The 17,750-nt window shown below is 43.9% G+C and carries 21 protein-coding genes and 1 other annotated feature; all 21 genes read right to left on the reverse strand.

The window, feature by feature from the left end; genetic code table 11:
* Positions 1 to 18: 18 nt before the first annotated feature.
* Positions 19 to 861, reverse strand: coding sequence for a prephenate dehydratase (gene pheA, locus LGO15_RS17650; protein WP_226085426.1), 843 nt, complete (start codon positions 859 to 861; stop codon positions 19 to 21).
* Positions 862 to 890: 29 nt separating this feature from the next.
* Positions 891 to 1,343, reverse strand: coding sequence for an ACT domain-containing protein (locus tag LGO15_RS17655; RefSeq protein WP_167832824.1), 453 nt, complete (start codon positions 1,341 to 1,343; stop codon positions 891 to 893).
* 129 nt (positions 1,344 to 1,472) lie between these two features.
* Positions 1,473 to 2,765, reverse strand: a complete 1,293-nt coding sequence (gene obgE / locus LGO15_RS17660; protein WP_167832823.1) for a GTPase ObgE — start codon at positions 2,763 to 2,765, stop codon at positions 1,473 to 1,475.
* Positions 2,766 to 2,813: 48 nt separating this feature from the next.
* Positions 2,814 to 3,353 (reverse strand): Spo0B C-terminal domain-containing protein, encoded by a 540-nt coding sequence (locus LGO15_RS17665; protein WP_167832822.1) that lies wholly within the window; start codon positions 3,351 to 3,353, stop codon positions 2,814 to 2,816.
* Between the two features lie 179 nt (positions 3,354 to 3,532).
* The gene (gene rpmA / locus LGO15_RS17670) at positions 3,533 to 3,823 is read right to left on the reverse strand and encodes a 50S ribosomal protein L27 (protein WP_023627149.1); all 291 of its coding nucleotides are present in this window, start codon (positions 3,821 to 3,823) and stop codon (positions 3,533 to 3,535) included.
* 13 nt (positions 3,824 to 3,836) lie between these two features.
* Positions 3,837 to 4,169 (reverse strand): ribosomal-processing cysteine protease Prp, encoded by a 333-nt coding sequence (locus tag LGO15_RS17675; protein WP_167832821.1) that lies wholly within the window; start codon positions 4,167 to 4,169, stop codon positions 3,837 to 3,839.
* A gap of 15 nt (positions 4,170 to 4,184) precedes the next feature.
* Complete coding sequence (gene rplU / locus LGO15_RS17680; protein ID WP_023627147.1) at positions 4,185 to 4,493, reverse strand: 50S ribosomal protein L21; 309 nt, start codon at positions 4,491 to 4,493, stop codon at positions 4,185 to 4,187.
* A gap of 15 nt (positions 4,494 to 4,508) precedes the next feature.
* Positions 4,509 to 4,589, reverse strand: a sequence feature (ribosomal protein L21 leader region).
* 88 nt (positions 4,590 to 4,677) lie between these two features.
* The gene (locus LGO15_RS17685; protein WP_226085427.1) at positions 4,678 to 6,132 is read right to left on the reverse strand and encodes an Rne/Rng family ribonuclease; all 1,455 of its coding nucleotides are present in this window, start codon (positions 6,130 to 6,132) and stop codon (positions 4,678 to 4,680) included.
* 65 nt (positions 6,133 to 6,197) lie between these two features.
* Positions 6,198 to 7,064, reverse strand: a complete 867-nt coding sequence (locus LGO15_RS17690; protein WP_226085428.1) for a M50 family metallopeptidase — start codon at positions 7,062 to 7,064, stop codon at positions 6,198 to 6,200.
* Positions 7,057 to 7,836 carry a M23 family metallopeptidase gene (locus LGO15_RS17695; protein ID WP_226085429.1) on the reverse strand — a complete coding sequence of 260 codons (780 nt, stop codon included), beginning with the start codon at positions 7,834 to 7,836 and terminating at the stop codon, positions 7,057 to 7,059. The genes LGO15_RS17690 and LGO15_RS17695 overlap by 8 nt, the downstream gene beginning before the upstream one ends.
* A 409-nt stretch (positions 7,837 to 8,245) precedes the next feature.
* Entirely contained in the window at positions 8,246 to 9,049 is an 804-nt protein-coding gene (gene minD / locus LGO15_RS17700; RefSeq protein ID WP_167832817.1) for a septum site-determining protein MinD, read from the reverse strand.
* Positions 9,050 to 9,730, reverse strand: coding sequence for a septum site-determining protein MinC (gene minC, locus LGO15_RS17705; protein WP_226085430.1), 681 nt, complete (start codon positions 9,728 to 9,730; stop codon positions 9,050 to 9,052). It lies immediately after the preceding gene.
* 207 nt (positions 9,731 to 9,937) lie between these two features.
* Positions 9,938 to 10,456, reverse strand: a complete 519-nt coding sequence (gene mreD, locus LGO15_RS17710; RefSeq protein WP_226085431.1) for a rod shape-determining protein MreD — start codon at positions 10,454 to 10,456, stop codon at positions 9,938 to 9,940.
* Positions 10,453 to 11,343 (reverse strand): rod shape-determining protein MreC, encoded by an 891-nt coding sequence (gene mreC / locus LGO15_RS17715; protein WP_226085432.1) that lies wholly within the window; start codon positions 11,341 to 11,343, stop codon positions 10,453 to 10,455. The genes mreD and mreC overlap by 4 nt, the downstream gene beginning before the upstream one ends.
* A 74-nt stretch (positions 11,344 to 11,417) precedes the next feature.
* The gene (locus LGO15_RS17720) at positions 11,418 to 12,440 is read right to left on the reverse strand and encodes a rod shape-determining protein (protein WP_226085433.1); all 1,023 of its coding nucleotides are present in this window, start codon (positions 12,438 to 12,440) and stop codon (positions 11,418 to 11,420) included.
* A 158-nt stretch (positions 12,441 to 12,598) separates the two neighbouring features.
* Positions 12,599 to 13,270 (reverse strand): RadC family protein, encoded by a 672-nt coding sequence (gene radC / locus LGO15_RS17725; protein WP_226087927.1) that lies wholly within the window; start codon positions 13,268 to 13,270, stop codon positions 12,599 to 12,601.
* Between the two features lie 83 nt (positions 13,271 to 13,353).
* Positions 13,354 to 13,926: a Maf family protein gene (locus LGO15_RS17730; RefSeq protein WP_226085434.1), complete on the reverse strand. Its 573-nt coding sequence runs from the start codon at positions 13,924 to 13,926 to the stop codon at positions 13,354 to 13,356.
* A gap of 172 nt (positions 13,927 to 14,098) precedes the next feature.
* Positions 14,099 to 15,220 (reverse strand): SPOR domain-containing protein, encoded by a 1,122-nt coding sequence (locus tag LGO15_RS17735; RefSeq protein ID WP_226085435.1) that lies wholly within the window; start codon positions 15,218 to 15,220, stop codon positions 14,099 to 14,101.
* A 117-nt stretch (positions 15,221 to 15,337) separates the two neighbouring features.
* Entirely contained in the window at positions 15,338 to 16,117 is a 780-nt protein-coding gene (locus LGO15_RS17740) for a pilus assembly protein PilO (protein WP_226085436.1), read from the reverse strand.
* On the reverse strand, positions 16,114 to 16,752 hold the full coding sequence (locus LGO15_RS17745; RefSeq protein WP_226085437.1) for a PilN domain-containing protein: 639 nt from the start codon (positions 16,750 to 16,752) through the stop codon (positions 16,114 to 16,116). The genes LGO15_RS17740 and LGO15_RS17745 overlap by 4 nt, the downstream gene beginning before the upstream one ends.
* Entirely contained in the window at positions 16,753 to 17,745 is a 993-nt protein-coding gene (gene pilM, locus LGO15_RS17750; RefSeq protein WP_226085438.1) for a type IV pilus biogenesis protein PilM, read from the reverse strand.
* Positions 17,746 to 17,750: the final 5 nt, after the last annotated feature.

The following is a 17,750-nucleotide window of genomic DNA, read 5'->3' on the forward strand; positions in this document are numbered from 1 at the left end:
ATAAGCGATGGATCTTTTTTATACCTTATAGCTTGAATAGCTTCCGAGCAACTTTACTGTGCAGCCTAATGCTTCCAGTTCTGCAATCGCTCCCGGAATCAAAACATCATCCAATTTTAAATTAATATCAATAATGAAAAAGTATTTGCCCAAGCCTGTTTTCATCGGGCGTGATTCAATCTTTGACAGATTGAGCTTGCGCCATGAGAAAGCAGATAACACTTGATGCAGCGCACCAGCCCGATCTGATGGCAAGGTTATCACCAGACTTGTCTTGTACTCTTCAGTTGATGCCATGTTTATATCATGGCCTTCCTTTGCCAGCACAGCGAAGACAGTATGATTATAGCTGTAATCATGGATATTTTGCGTAACCGGCACTAATCCGTACTCCTCTGCAGCAAGGCTATTGGCGATGGCAGCGATGTTTCTTTCTGGATGGTTTTGTATATATTTTGCCGCTGCGGCTGTAGAGGACATATTTTCGAGAGGAATTCCTTTGAATTCTTTATGTAAAAATTTATGGCATTGCGCAAGCGCGTGTGGATGGCTGAATATCTGTTCAGCTTCCCTCCATTTTTCCATATTGTCTGGGTGAATCAGCAAATGCTGCCTGATTGGCACCACCGCTTCAGCAACAATCTGTAGATCTGTTTCATGGACTAAATAATCGATGGTAAGATTGACGGAACCCTCGATTGAGTTTTCCAGCGGAACAATCGCTGCGTCAATTTCTCCTGTTGAAGCGGCATCCATGCATTCTGGTATACTCACAAACGGAATTCTCTTAGCCTCTTTAAACAATTGCCGGGCAGCATAATCTGTAAATGTCGCGTCCGGCCCAAGATATCCAATATTCAAGCCAATCCCCCCTCCTACAAAGCTTGACGTTAAGCACCTGATCCGAGCACTTCTACTTTTTCTACAAACTCCAGTCTTTTCAGTCTCGCGAGCAATTCGTCCATTTCGACACTCATTTCGGTGACATTCAGGCTCAGCGTTACATTCGCCCTGCTTTGCAGAGGAATGGTCTGATGGATGGTCAAAACATTGCAGCCTGCTGCAGCGACGGTGCTCAGCAGTTCAGAAAGTGTACCAGAACGATCTTCAAGCTGAAAAAACAGCGTAATGATTCGTTCCTTCACAACCGTATGGAACGGAAACACGGTATCTCGGTATTTGTAAAAGGCACTCCGGCTCAAATCGACGCGTTGAACTGCATCCCAGACTGACTCTGCCTTACCGCGCTCGATCATTTCCTTCGCCTCAAGTGTCTTCTTCATTGCTTCAGGCAGGACATCTTCACGAACAAGGTAAAACTTCCTATCTTGATTTTGCTTCATCTCCAACACCCCATTAGATTGAAAGCTTCTTTATTTTTTCTGCCGAATCTTTAATTAAAAAAGCCATTTTTTATAAAGGAAAGCCGATTAACCTGTTCCTGGCTAATCGACCTTTCAAATCCTTTAAGGCTATTCCACGAATTCAAATTCATATTCAAGCAGCTTGACTGTATCTCCGTCTTTCGCGCCTCTTTCACGAAGTGCATCGTCAATGCCCATGCCGCGCATCTGGCGGGCGAACCTTTGGACAGATTCATCCCTTGAGAAATCAGTCATCTTGAACAGCCTTTCAATACTGTCACCCGAAATGACGAATGCTCCATCCGACTCACGGGTGATCTGGAATTCCTGTTCAGCTTTCTCGTGCTTGTACATCACGCGGTTTTCATCTTTTTCCAATACCTCTTCATCAATGAGAGGGAACTCCGGTGTTTTTTCAATCAAGTCAGCTACCGCGAATAATAATTCACGCAGACCTTCTCTTGTAACAGCCGAAATTGGGAATACAGGATGTTCATCCCCGACTTTTTCCTTGAACACTTTCAGGTTTTCTTCCGCATCTGGCATGTCCATTTTATTGGCGACAATGACTTGAGGTCTTTCCGTCAGCCTCAAATTGTATTCCTTCAATTCATTATTGATTGTCAGATAATCCTCGTACGGATCACGGCCTTCCGTTGCCGCCATGTCAATAACATGGATGATGACACGTGTACGTTCGATATGGCGCAGGAATTGATGCCCAAGGCCCACTCCTGAATGTGCACCTTCAATAAGTCCAGGCAAGTCCGCAAGAACAAAGCTTCGGCCGTCTTCTGTTTCGACCATTCCCAGGTTCGGGGCAATCGTCGTGAAGTGGTATTCTGCAATCTTCGGTCTAGCTGCTGAAACAACAGACAATAACGTCGATTTCCCTACGCTTGGGAAGCCTACCAGTCCAACATCCGCAAGGAGCTTCAATTCCATGACAATTTCTCTTTCCTGTCCGGGCTCCCCTTTTTCTGAGAGCTCTGGTGCCGGGTTGGCTGGTGTAGCAAAGCGTGAGTTACCACGGCCGCCTCGGCCACCCCTGGCGATAACTGCCTTCTGGCCATGCTCTACCAGGTCAGCAATGATCGCGCCAGTCTCAGCGTCGGATACGATTGTCCCTGGTGGAACTTTTACGATCATATCCTTGGAATTTTTACCATGCTGGTTTTTAGACATTCCGTGCTCTCCGCGAGGTGCCTTGAAATGGCGCTGATACCTGAAATCCATCAGCGTACGCAGTCCCTCTTCCACCTGGAAGACCACATTTGCACCGTTACCGCCGTCGCCGCCAGCAGGGCCGCCCTTCGGTACGTATTTTTCACGTCGGAACGCGACCATTCCATCGCCGCCGTCCCCGCCTTTTACATAAATTTTAACCTGATCGACAAACATTATGTCATTACCACCTGTCTGAAATTTGTTATCGCTTAATATGTTTCCCTAGAGTGATTCTATAAAAACTTCTATTGTCAATTCGCCATCGACAACGCCATCCGATATCACTTTCATTTTTTCACCGTTCTGCTGGTCGAGGAAGCTTTCTAAGCGATTTTTATCCTTTATTATTCCGCTAAAATCAAAAAAGAACCCGATTCCTTTCTCCTGCGGTTCAATTGTGACGGAGAGATGATTTTCCTGATATGGTTCAATCGAAGAATTCAATGTATCAAAAAGCTGCTCTGTCCAGCCAGTCAACAGCTGGTCATCTAATCTGTGGAAGTTCTGGGAGTCCATTACTTCATATTCCAATTGGAAATGATGATTCTCCCAATTGCAGGTTAACAAGGTAGAGGCAAACTGAGGAAGATGTAAATTAGATAGCTTTGCATCCTGCCTGGCTTCCATGATAATTTCTTCAATGATCTCTTTAGCCCGGTCCACTTTATTCAGCGATAAATTCCCTTTAATTAATTGAAGCTGATTCATCCAATCATGGCGTGCATGGCGCAAAACCTCGATTGTATCCCACTCTTTTTTCATACACATACTCCTACTCATAAGACTGCTTGGTGTAAGTATAACAAAAAAGCCATTCTGCGTAAGCTAATTATGTATTTAAGTTAGTTGGATTTCTTTTCATGTTCTCATTCATATCCAGAAGCAACAAGCCGTAAAATACAAGAAAACCCTAACCGCAGTGGTTAGGGCTTCTCTTTAGCTTACGCTTCTTGAGCTGCTGGATAAACACTTACTTGCTTGCGGTCACGGCCAAGACGTTCGAATTTAACGACGCCGTCAACCTTAGCGAATAGAGTGTCATCTCCACCTTTACCCACGTTTACACCTGGGTAGATTTTAGTTCCGCGCTGACGATAAAGGATAGAACCACCAGTTACGAATTGACCGTCTGCACGCTTAGCGCCAAGACGCTTAGAGATTGAGTCACGTCCGTTCTTAGTAGAACCTACACCCTTCTTAGAAGCGAAGAATTGAAGATCTAATCTTAACATTTTGTTCCACCTCCTACTGTTTGAAGGTTAATTTTATGTGCTTTCCGTACTCTTTTTCCATCGATTGCAATGTAATGACCATACTTTCGAGGAGCAATTGAATTTTCCCCTGTGTATCCTCCGGCAAATTGTCAGGGATTTCACAGCGGAGAAAACCATCGGCGCCTTGTTCAATGTCCGGGGTGACTCCTGTCAAACCAATGATGGAATTGACAGTTCCGATCGAGATGGTTGAAACACCTGCACAGACAATGTCACTGCCATGGGCAGCGAATCCAGCATGGCCGCTAATCGTAAACGATTGGATGCTTCCGGATTTTGTACGATTAATCGTTGCACGAATCATGGTAATCCGCCTTAATTAAGCGTTGATCTTTTCGATAACAACTTTAGTGTAAGGCTGACGATGACCTTGCTTCTTACGATTGTTCTTTTTCGCTTTGTACTTGAAAACGATGATTTTCTTTTGACGGCCGTTCTTTTCAACTTTAGCAGTTACAGTTGCGCCTTCAACTACTGGGCTACCAACTTTAACGTTATCGCCACCTACAAAAAGAACCTTGTCAAAAGTTACAGTTTCGCCTTCAGCAGCGTTTAGCTTTTCAATGTAGATTGCTTGTCCTTCTTCTACCTTTACTTGCTTGCCGCCAGTTTCGATAATTGCGTACATTCCAGTGCACCTCCTCATTAGACTCAGACTCGCCAACCGCAGGCGTTTGCGAATTTGCAAAGCTTAGATACCTGAAGTGTGCGGTTGTAGCACGGGTGCTACAAACAATAACATTAAAATACTATCATATGCCGAGCAAAAGTGTCAACATATTAATATATGTTCTTTTAATGGCCAGCTTGGCTCAACCTGATTCTGTCGAAGCACCAACCTTAATGATTTCGTAAAAAGGTTTCGCCGCGTCTGACAATGAGAATTTTATCTTAAAGCCTAATGTCTTTTCAAGCCTCAATTTATGGATATCAGTCTCACCGGAAAATTGCTTGATGACTTCATCGGTTGCCGCAACAAGAACTTCATCGTAATCCGAGTTTTTGTATTCCCATAGCGCGCGCTCAAGCCGGTACGCGACGGTCTCTGAACTGAGTACCTGTCCCGTGCCTCCGCAAGTCCAGCATTTCTCGGTCAGAGTCTCGGCCATCGACTGCTTCGTTTTCTTTCTTGTCAGCTGGAGGATACCCAGCTCTGTAAAACCGATGATCCGTGTCCGGCGCCCGTCCTGAAGCAGTTCTTTTTGAATGGCCTTCAGCACCTTGTCCCGCTCACTCTGACTCTTCATATCGATAAAATCGATCAGAATGATGCCCGCAAGATCCCTAAGTCTGATTTGCCTTGCCGCTTCGACTGCAGCATTCATATTCGTTTTCATGACCGTGTCACGCAAATCACTCTTGCCGGAAAACTTCCCTGTGTTCACATCGATCATCGTCAGTGCTTCACCCTGGTCAATGACCATATACGCCCCTTTATCGAGCCAGACCATCCTTTTAAGCAAACGCTCGATTTCTTGCTCGATTTTATAAAAGGAAAAGATATTTTCTTTGCCAGTATAAAATTCTGGCTCTATACTTTCTGGATCATGCCGCTGAATTCTTTTTTTCATATCGAGGCAATCTGTGATCACGTCAACATTTTGAACAGATAGAAGGGCTGCCATTGCTTGCTCAAAAAAGTAGTCACGACTGTGAACGATTCCCGGCTTCTTCATAGCTGACATAGTCTTTACCATTAGAGCGTATTGAGTCCGCTGCTGTTCCAGCTCACGCATGATGACTTCTTCTGTCTGACTCAGGCTTTCCGTCCTGAAAATGAGGCCTTCTCCGGGTGTTTTAACCTGGCTGGCAAAATCTCTCCATTTATCCCTCGTTTCGGGTGATTCTGCCTTTTTAGATACGGCTATGTATTTTCCTTGAGGCATATAGACAAGGTTCTCACCTTGTAATTCAACCACTGCCGTCAGTCTTGCCCCTTTTGTGCCGGCTGCATCCTTTTCAACCTGGACCAGCAGCTTTTCACCTTGATGGACATAGGAAGAAATCGAGCGGTTGTTTTTCTTCTCGTCGTCTGAAAGTACATAGGAAGGGAGCTTTTCTTTTTGAAGGAAGCCGCTCATTTCTTCGCCAAAATTGACAAAGGCAGCGCTCATCCCCGGGATGACTTTTTCGACGATGCCCAGATAAATATTCCCGACCAGCGATTGTTGGCCAGGCTGTTCAATATATATTTTTTCAACTTCGCCATCCTTGACCAAAGCGAAGCGTTTTTCTCTTGAATTTGTATTAATGATTAACTTGTACATTGTTTCTCCTTACCCACAAAAAAATGCAGCGCAAAAGGTGTCTGCGCTGCATTCATTATCCTATTTTAAAAGGTGTAAAGCAAATCTCCAATTTTCGCTGATAACAGCTTCTCACTGAAAAAAGCATGGAGCAATTCATTCTCATCCATGACCATTTCTTTGCCGTCCTTCTGCTTGACGATGATGGGATGCTTGCAGCCGCGCTGAAATTTACTCAGGACCTGCCCGACCATTTCATTCTCGGTGGCGTTGATCGGCTTCAGCTCTCTTAAATCCACCTGCTTTCCATAGTGCCTTTCCATCAAAAAGCGCATGAATGTGAACCGTCGCTGCTTCCATTCAAAGTACAGGGAGAAAGCCAGGAAACCGATGATGACCCAGACATTCAATGTCATTGGGGCCATGACGATAAGGAAAGCCGAAAAAAGTGCCAGTATTCCTGCTGAGACATACAGCGTCCGCACATGGGCTTCTTGAAAGGAAGTGGACAACGATAGCAGGATGAACAACAGCTTGCCTCCATCCAATGGCCAGATTGGAATCAGATTGAACAAAAGGACCATCATATTATATTCGATGAACAACATATGCCATTTTTCCGGAACAAGCCCTGCGGCAAACAGCAAAGAGGAGAGCGCCATCATCCAGATATGCTGCAGGGGGCCTGCAAGGACGACAATCAGTTCCTCTTTTAACGGTCTGTTTCCATGCTCATCCATTTCCGCTACACCGCCGAATGGCAGCAAGGCGATTTTCTTGATTCTCCACGAAAAAAAAGAAGCTGCAGCACCATGTCCCATTTCATGAACAAAAATAATCAGCAGCACCATCATCAGCTCTATAAAATGCGCGGTCGCAACAGCAAGGGCGATGATCACCCACAACAAAGGATGGATGTGTATTTTTCGCAATAATTCAATGGCTTTATTCAAACTTGATCACCTGGACAGGATCAACGAAGTCATCCCCTTTTTTAATAGCGAAGTAAAACGAACCTTTGATTCCATCCGTACTGTCCATCGCACTTCCTACCTTTGTGCCCTTGGAAATATATTCATAAAGGCTTACGTCGATTTTGTCGAGGTTTCCGTACCATGTTTCACTCTTGTCTGCATGCTGCACAATGACCGTTTTGCCGAATCCTTCCTTCATGCCGACAAAGTGGACAAGACCTTCATCCATGGCTTCTACACCGGCACCTTTGCCGGTTTCAATCATGATTCTCTGGCCATTGTCGCCAAAATCTTCAAGGATTTTACCGGAAGCAGGGAGTGCATACTGGTTGTCGGGAGCCAAATCCTGTTTATTTTCTTCCTCGCCAGATTCTTTGGCTGGAAGCAGAGCCAGAGGCTTTCCAAACTGATCTTCATACCAGTTCGAAACGGCAGCAAACTGGAATTCCTGTTCCATCGTATGCTTCACGTATTGCTGGATTGTTTCTGCTTTTTCAGATGGACTGCGGTAAATGATCGCAATGATCAAAACCAGGCACGCCGAAGCAAGCACCTTGAATAAAAAAACTTCCTTTTTGAATAGAGGATGTCCACCTTCCCCCGGACCCATGTCATAAGATGGAATCCGGTCAAAACCATGCCGCTCTTCCTCCGTCGAAAAAAAGCGATTATGGTTCATTTTCTCCATTCTTTCCCGCTCTCTTTTCCTCTTCATCATCCTTCTGCGTATATCATCAGCTCTCGAGTTCATACAATCCCACCATTCCCCTTGTACTCTAAGTTAGTACAAGTCTATGACCTGTCCAACGAGAGTATGACAAATTAGATGAATGGAAGATGTGACTTCTGCTCAAAACTAAAAATCAACTACGATGGCACAGGACGATTACTTGAGCAAGGAGCGAGAACATTCTTTCTTAATGGCTCTGCTAAAGTCCAACATTGTTTTTTACTCCTGTTGATTGCAGTGGAAGGCGCGTAGACTCCTGCGGGATCAGCAAGTCATGGGGAGACCCCGCAAGCGCTTAAAGCGCTGAGGAGGCTCCCCGACTGCCCGCGGAAAGCGAAGCGCCTGGAACGAAAATCAACAGCCTTGTTAGCAGAGCCTTCTTAATCAAAAAAACACCTGCCCTCGGACAAGCGAGAGCAGATGCCTTTGATCAGCGGACGCCGAAGAACTTTTTGATCTTCGAAAATACGCCTTTATTATCATTATCCAATTGCTGCAATGGAACAGACTCACCAAGAATTCTCCTAGCGATATTCCTGTAGGCAATGGATGCTTTGCTATTTGGATTCAGTGCGATTGGCTCGCCGTGATTCGAAGCTTTGATGACTTCATCATCATCGGCCACAATCCCGATTAAATCGATGGATAGGTGTGTCGTGATTTCATCCACATCAAGCATATCGCCATTTTTCATCATATGGCTTCGGATCCTGTTGATGACTAGTTTTGGTGATTCAACATTTTCTTCTTTTTCAAGCAGTCCGATGATCCTGTCAGCATCCCTGACTGCGGAAACCTCTGGTGTTGTGACGACAATCGCCTTGTCAGCACCGGCAACAGCGTTTTTATAGCCCTGCTCGATTCCTGCCGGGCAATCGATGATGATATAATCATAATCCTGCTTCAGTTCATTCACCAATTTTCTCATTTGTTCCGGCTGGACCGCTGTTTTATCACTTGTCTGGGCAGCAGGAAGCAAATATAGGTGGTCATCGAAGCGCTTATCTTTTACAAGTGCCTGATGAATCTTGCATCTTCCTTCAATTACATCGACGAGATCATAGATAATGCGATTTTCAAGCCCCATGACAACGTCCAGGTTACGCAAGCCGATATCTGTATCGACAAGGCAGACTCTTTTGCCTTGAAGGGCCAAAGCTGTACCAATATTAGCAGAAGTTGTCGTTTTGCCAACTCCGCCTTTTCCGGATGTAACTACTATCGCTTCTCCCATTTAGAGGCCTCCTTCGAATCTAGTTAAATTAGGTCTTTTCTTCATTAAAACTTGTAATCTATCAACAACAATCTGTTGACTGTCTGATATGTATGCACATTCCATCACACGGTTTTCTTCATCTGGTACATGGTCTGGAGACCGGTTGATGCAATCACTGATGCGTAGCTGTGACGGCTTCATGACTGATGCCGCAATAACTGCTTCATCATTGCCTTCCGAACCTGCATGTGCGACCCCTTTTAAAGCACCCATGATAAAAATATTCCCTGTCGCCTTGACCGTTCCTCCGGGATTGACATCTCCGATGAGCAGCAAGTCCCCAGTTATTTCAAGAACCTGTCCTGAACGGATCACTTTGGCAACAGGCACGATTTCCGTTTCCTGGCGAAGCTTGTCAGCCTCCTCCCTGGTGATCACATTTGTCACCAGTTCCTCGACGATCAAATTCCTCTTTTGCCGGATCAGGTCTTTCAGCTCTTCTTCCTGAGCTTTTGTAAGATACCTATTGCCTACTTTCACCTTTACCGAAAGCAGCTGTTGCTCTTCCTGGACACGTGATGAGTTGGATAGCTTCCTGTCAAGCTCCTTCTTCAGTTCATCATAGGAGCAATTATCATCCAGATGGAGCGTAAGTCCATCTTTTGTTCCTTTTATCGTCACATTTTGTGATTTCTTCATACTAGATGTTCACCTCATACGAAAAGCGCAAGCGCCTTGATCAGCCCCTATATGTCCGAGGGGCTGGGCACCGGAGCTGGACATTTATCTGCTGTATTGTAATAAAATTATTTACCTGAAAGAAATTCGACATCCATCCGCCAAATTCCTTTAATCGGGATACATGTACGGTTTTTTTATAGCTCCGATAAAAGTTTGGCAGCGAATTCAATCGATTCTTAGCCGGTCTGCAGCATTCTCGAACTGCTTTTTAAATGGATAGGCAGCCAATATGATAAATGCAAGGTTTAGAATCAATGTTGGGACTAGTCTTATTTTAACATAGGTAGAAAAGTCCAGGTCAGTAATTTTTATCAAAAGCATCAACTCGTAAACCCCTACCTCAAGAAGCGTGATGCCAAGAAGGGATAGAATTGATACGATCAAAATATTGGTCTGCAGGATTCTCATCATATTCGCGATCAAGTAAGCAATGAACGGAAACATGAATAAATAGATTCCGATGATTTCGGTGTAGACAATATCAAAAAGAAGCCCAAAAATGATTCCGTAAAGGATTCCATGCTTTGGACTCAAGTAGGCCGTCAAAAACAAAATCCCGGCCATGAGAAAATGCGGTACAAGAATCCGGTCACTGTTGAATAACTCGGCAGGCAGCAGTTCTACGAACAAACTTTCCAAAATGAATAAAAAAGCGAAAAGAGCAGGGAGCAAGAATCGGATCAATTGCCTTCCTCCTCGCCTTCGCTATCTTCCAAGCTTTCCTCTATATCAACTGATATCATCGATTTTTTCACTACCATGACATGTTCCAAATCATAGAGATTTGCTTCAGGCTTAATGTATGCGGTCTGATTCAAACCAAATTGATCCGGGACAACCTTGACAACTTTTCCGATTGGAAGATCTTTAGGGAAAATGCCACCCATACCAGTGGTGACTACGTTCTGTCCTTTTTCAATTTTCGCATCAAATGGCAAGCCTTTTAATAAAAGAAGCTCATTTTTCTTGTCATATCCTTCAATCGTTCCATAAAGCGGCTTTTCAGCCTGCAGGATGGCAGAAATCCTGTTGGTCGGGTCAATCGAGCTGATGAGCTGCACAGTTGCTGAAAATGGTGTCGTACTTTTGATTTTGCCAATCAATCCTTTTGAAGTGATGACCGCCATATTTTTTTCAATACCGTTAGAAGCACCTCTATTGATGATAATCAGCTCATTCCAGCGCTCGGGACTTCTGGCAATCCTGACAGCCTGGATTGGCTCATAGTCTGCTAGTGATTCTTGCTTATCTAAAATTTCCTGAAGCTCCTCGTTTTCTTTTTCAAGGGAGTATACTTTCGCTTCAAGGCGGGCCATATCATCAACGCGTTTCTTCAACTCTTTGTTTTCCTGATATGTATTTTGCAAGTCTTGAAGGTTTTCGATCAAACCAGCGATATAATTCGTAGGTCTTGAAACAACGGACTGTACCCAGCTTGTCGAGTCTTTGATAAACTGCTCGGGCCATGTCAATTCTTCTCTTTCCCTTAAAGAAAATCCAATCAATGCCACGAGGACAATAATGCTCACAAGCAGCATTATCAGGCGTTTATTAAAAAAGAACTGTGGCATGGATGTACACCTCTAATCTAAAAAAATAGTTTACAGAAGAGGAGGGAAGTGGATGATCCCGCTTCCCTTCCTTATTACCTTGATTCTTTTGCTTTTGTTTTGAATAAATCGATATGATCCAATGCCTTTCCTGTTCCAATTGCAACACAGTCCAGCGGATCTTCGGCAATCAAGACGGGCATTTTTGTTTCTTCACTGATGACCTTGTCCAAATTACGCAGCAAAGCGCCTCCGCCAGTAAGGACAATACCACGGTCCATGATATCAGAAGCAAGTTCCGGTGGTGTTTTTTCCAGTGTGAGCTTGACTGCATCGACAATGGCGTATACTGTGTCACGCAATGCTTTAGCAATTTCTTCAGCGGTGATTTCAATTGTCTTTGGCAGTCCTGTCAGCAAGTCACGGCCACGGATTTCCATATTTTCAATGCCTTCAGAGTCTCCTGCAGAACCGACTTCCATTTTAATCGCTTCAGCCGTTCTCTCACCAATCATCAGATTGTACGTTTTACGAATATAATTGATGATTGCGTCATCCATTTCATCACCAGCGATGCGAACAGATTGAGATGTTACAATTCCCCCAAGTGAAATGATCGCGACTTCTGTCGTTCCGCCACCAATGTCGACAACCATGCTACCAGTTGGTTCCCATACAGGAAGGTTTGCTCCGATTGCCGCAGCAAATGGCTCCTCAATCGTAAAGGCATCCCTAGCGCCTGCCTGGCGAGTCGCATCGATAACCGCACGCTCTTCAACCGCAGTGATTCCGGATGGAACACATACCATGACATACGGCTTGCCAGCAAACCAGCCCTTATTCTTCGTAGCCTGTTTGATGTAGTATTTCATCATTGTCGCTGTTGTCTCGTAATCAGCGATGACGCCATCCTTCATTGGTCGTAATGCTACGACATTCCCAGGTGTACGTCCGATCATGTTCTTTGCGTCATTACCGACTGCAACGATATTTTTTGTATCCGTTTGAAGGGCCACAACCGAAGGCTCTCTTAAAACGATTCCTTTTCCTTTAACATAAACAAGTGTATTAGCAGTACCAAGGTCGATTCCAAGGTCTCTTGTACCAATCCCAAACATAGTGTATCTCCCTTTCTTAACAAAAAATGCAATAAAAGAACAGGCAATCTATAACAAAATTAGTTGAATGTTCATAGGCAGATTTTCTGACAAAATTTTAACTTGTCCGCAAAAATCATAAATTATATTATATCGTAACGTCAATCAAAATCCTAGTATCATACATACCCTTTTTCCTTCAAACTAACATATTTATTTTCCCCAATGATCAAATGATCTAGCAATTCAATTCCGACTATCTTCCCGGACTCGGCAAGCCGCTTGGTGACTTCAATATCTTCCCTGCTCGGAGTCGGATCACCGGACGGATGATTGTGGACGCAAATGACTGATGCTGCCGATCTCCGGACAGCTTCCTTGAACACCTCTCGTGGATGGACGATCGAAGCGTTAAGGCTGCCAATGAAAATCGTCTGCCTGTGAATCACCTGATTTTTCGTATTCAAGTACAGGCAGACAAAATGCTCCTGTGTCAGGAAGCGCATATCATTCATTAAATATTTCGCTCCGTCTTCCGGTGAGCGAATCACATAGCGTTCATCTAGGGTATGGTTGGCGATGCGCCTGCCGATTTCAACAGCCGCGAGGACATGGATCGCTTTTGCTTTTCCGATCCCTTTGATTTGTGTCAACTCTTCCAAGGTTGCATCTTTAAGGAGCCGGAGGCCCTCAAACTGGGAAAGCATTCGGTTTGCAAGCTGGAGAACTGACTCCTCCCGTGATCCTGTTCCTAACAGGAGGGCAAGCAATTCATGATTGGAGAGGCTCTGGGGACCATTTTGGACAAATCGTTCCCGCGGCCGCTCATTTTGCGGATAATCTCTAATCATTAATGAATGTGTAGTCAATACATTTTCCTCCCAGTCATGGATAATGACGAGGGAAGTGTAGAAGAAGTTTCTGTGGTTTTCTTTTAATAAGGAAGGTTGTATCCGATTTTTCTTAACTCCCTGATCAATCTTGATACAGGAAGACCAACAACTGTGTAATAATCCCCACTGATTTCTTTGACAAGCATGCTGCCGAATCCCTGGATTCCATAGCCGCCCGCCTTATCGAATGGTTCACCGCTCTTTATATAGATGTCGATTTCTTCATCTGACAATTCCCAGAACGTCACATCTGTTTTTTCATAGAAACGCGTTTCCTTCTCAGGGGAGATGATTGATACTCCTGTGTAGACTGAATGAGTGTTCCCAGACAGCTTTTTGAGCATCTGTAAGGCTTCTTGTCCGCTTTCAGGCTTCCCAAGAATCATGCCGTCATGGACAACGACAGTATCTGATCCGATCACGAAACAATCAGGAAAATTCGGCGCCACCGTTCCCGACTTTCTGGAAGCAAGCTCCATTACCGCGTCGGCTGGGCTTAAATTCTCACTGAAACTTTCGTCTGCATCACTGCTCGAGATTTCGAAATTCAAGCGGAGGTTTTCAAGAAGTTCTTTTCGCCGTGGAGAAGAAGAGGCTAAAATGAGGCGTTGCATAAAATCACCTTTCTTTACTTTTTGCATCAAAGGGAGATACAAGCTAATACTAACAAAGTTCACCAATTGTAACAATCTTTAGTCATCAGTTTGCCAAAAAAAATCAGAGCCTGGCACAATTTGCCGAAGGCTCTGTTAATTTGTACAATTTCCCGGAAAATATTCTGGTATATTACTTTCCTATCATCTGATATGCGGAAAGGAATGCCAGAAGGCTTTTTTCCATTTCCACCAGCTGGTTCGCATCCTTTGTTTTTTGGTAACTTGTAAAAGCTCCACTTGCTTTCTCCATGCTCGCTTTTGCTTTTAGGACAGCCTTATCTGCTATACTCTTGTCTTCCATTTTGGATAGCTTTACCTGGTAATCTTCAACTTTTTTTACCTCTTCCGCTTCAGCTGCGGAACCGTTCAACAGGATCGTATAGATTTCCGGTGCCTGTTTAAGAAATTCCGCTTCATCTGCTGTTAACCCGGCTGCCGTTCCCCCTGCTATTTCGAAAGGCTTTGCGAAAACTTCTACTCCTTTAGCCTTCAGTGCCTCTGCTTGTTGTTTGGCAGCTTCAATGCTTCCTGCAGTCCCTAAATAGACGGCGAACTGTCCATTTACAGGAAATAATTCAGCTGTGACTCCTTGCCCGGAAAGGAGGTCCACCCTTTCCTTCGCTCCGGCTTCTGTGGTGAAAATGCCATTCTGGACGATAAAGGTTGGAATCGGTTTTAACTCTAGCGACTCCTTCCCCCCTGCCGGCTTTTCTTCTGCTTGCCCAGCTTTTGGCTGGGTCACTGCTGGTGCTGCCGTATCTGGCTCAGACGGCAGGAACTTCAGGAATGTCACTCCAAACGCTGTTCCAATCAAAACAGCAAAAAGGACATTCATGATGATTGTCGTATAAAGGCGGTTATTACGATTCATTTTAGGATTCCATACCGAAATGCCAATGCTTTTCTTTTTCTGCTTTTTCTCCTGTGTCGGGGCAATCTTATATTCTTTAACGATTTCCTCTTCGACGGGATCAGGCAAAATCCAATCAAAACTATCCTCGTTTTGTTCCTGTGCAGCTGCACTTTCATTCAGTGCTGCCTCATTTTCAAGAGGATAAACCTTACTTCGGTCTTCGCGAACATTATTGATTTGATAGTTATTGCTCTTTGGTTGATCAACTTGACGATTCTCATTAGCGCCTTTTTGACTATATTTCTTACTGTTTTTATCAGCCTGTACTTTTTTATCAGCCTGAATCGGACGGTCTTTGCCATTAATCTTGATAGTGATGGTCTTACCTTGCTTGTCCAATGCTTGTACCTCCCCCTGCCCGTTCGTGTTTTGTCCATCCTATCATAATGGCAAAAAAAAATAACAAGACTTTTGTCGTCTTGTTATAGAATGCTTTCGTCAATTTTTTTACTAGATTTAGTTTTCGTCCGTACCCTCGGTATCATCTGCTTCGGATTGCTCTAGTTCTTCTAGATTTTCCTCTGAGTAATCGCCGAAAGTCGGGAAAGGGTTTCGTTTGTTAGCTGGGGCTGGGGTTTCGATTTTTGGATTGTGTTCCTTTAGATCATCCAGTCCTGATAGGTAATAAGAATTGATTGTAAGAGTCATGACGATCGGGCTTTTTTCATCCGAAAGGGAATTAATTTCCTCTGGACCGCTAAAAGAAATAGAATCAACCATAACCAGGCGCTTCAGTTTTTCGAGTGTTTCTATAAATTTCTCCAATTCAAAATAGCCATCTGCTTCAACTGTGATCGTGACAGCTGTCTTCTCAATCCCTTCAGGCATCTTCAAAGGTTCCACTGCTTCTCCTGTGACTGTTTCAGTCCCCTGAGTTTCACCCGCTTGAGCCGTTGGAGCTTCACTTGATTCCTGATTGAATTCCATTGATGTTATGTAGCTATTTGAAACAACTTCTGCTTTTTCAAAATCCAGGACAAGTTGTTCAACCATTGGGTCAACCGGGAGCTTCTTTTGTAGCTCAATTGTGCTTTGATAGTCGTCCTTTGAAGCTGCAAGGCGTGTTTCAAAGCTTTCACTGAGCTGTTGCTCAGATTTCAATTGATTCTCTTTTAAAGCAAGACTATCCTTTAATGGATTTATAAAAACGAAATATGCACCTATGTAAATCAAGACTGACAGTGATACAGCAATCGCCAGGATCATGATATTTTTCTTTTCAAAACGGAGGTTCATGTCTCATCCCCTCCCTTTGAAGCGACACTGCCATTTTTCAAGAAAACATCCTCTTTAAAAATCAGTTCGTATTCTGCTGTGTAGCGAGGCAAAGTCTTTTCTTCATCCTTTTCAGGATCAGTGGCATTCGTACTGCTTTCACTGCTTTCTGCATCCTGAACTGCAACAACATTTAAGAGTGAGACCTTCTCAACCCAATCAGAACTCTTTAATGTGCTTAAATAATACGCAGCATCTCTTGAAGCATCAAACTGGATGGTGATCAGGACAGAGTTAGAGTTGCTGTATTCAAAATTCTTGATAAATCCACGTTCAGGCAACTGGGAAATGACGTTCCGGAGCAGAGGTACTGTTTCCATCGGGGCTTGCTCTGCCCACTTTACTGCTTCCTGTAGTTTCAATGAAGAGTTGCCAGTGTCTCCTTCGGCAATTTTCGCCTGCTGTGCCTCGTTGAGCTTTTGGACAGTCTCAATTTGATTATCGATTGATGCCATTTTATTATCATAGCTATTTCCCTGAATGAAGGCGACTGTAGCACTCACAGATAATAGAGCAAGAATCAAAAGGGCGGTCATGAGCGACGAGGATTTCTTATGTTCTTTTTTAGGTAAAAGGTTAATCTCTACAAGCATCATTTACACCTCTTTCAATCCAAGTCCCAATGCAAGATGAAAAGCTTTCGGCAATTCTTCTGTTGATTCTCCTATAAGGGGAACTCTCAGTGTATCTACCTGGATACCGAATCGTTCTTTCATATCGTTGAGAATACGGTCAAGCATAGGATGGTCTCCATTCAGCAATATTCTTGTGACTTCGCTTTTTCCTTGAGTCAATGAATAATGATAGAAATCCATTAGCTTGGCAATATCGCGGTAGATATCTTCAAGTTGAAAAGTGAGCTCGGTAACTTCACCTTCATATACCAATTCCTGGTCTGAGAAGCGTCCCCTGCCGCTCTTCACCTTCCAATTCTCTTTCAAATCACCTGGAATATGACGCATGAAAACTGGGATATGCTCTTCAAATACACACATGCTGACAACATCAAGGTCAAACTGGACTGTCAGCAGGATTTCATTTTCACTCTTCAATGCCTGCTGATAGTAGAGCCTGTAAATCGCCAGTGGTGAGATATCTGCGGCAATAGGTTTAAGTTTAATAGCTTTGAACAGATCAGCATACTCTGTTACATATTGCTCTGGTGCAGCAAAAACAAGAATCTGCTGCTTCTGATCCTCTATTCCAAGAGGGATGATATCGAAAACTGGATCCTCGAATGGAAGGTGGATGGAAGTACCTAATTCCAAATATAGATAGCCATGGATTTCGTCTTCTTTAACATCAACTGGAATGGAAACCTTCCTAATGATGACGAGTGAATCTGGGACCGTAAAACGGATTTCCCTTCTGGAAATCTTCCAGTCATCAAGACATTCATCAAGGATGTTTTCTAATGTATCAAAATCCTGAATTTTACCATCCAGTATAATTCCAGGCGGCAAATATCGCTGTCCATAATGAAGCGGAGTAGCCGGATTTCTTTGTTTCAATTCAACATAACGGATAGAATGGTCATTGACCACGATATTAACAACCTTGCTTCTACCAGAAAAAAGAGATAATGCCATGGTCT

Origin of the sequence: Mesobacillus sp. S13 (genome assembly GCF_020422885.1) — a bacterium.
GTDB lineage: Bacteria > Bacillota > Bacilli > Bacillales > Cytobacillaceae > Mesobacillus > Mesobacillus selenatarsenatis_A.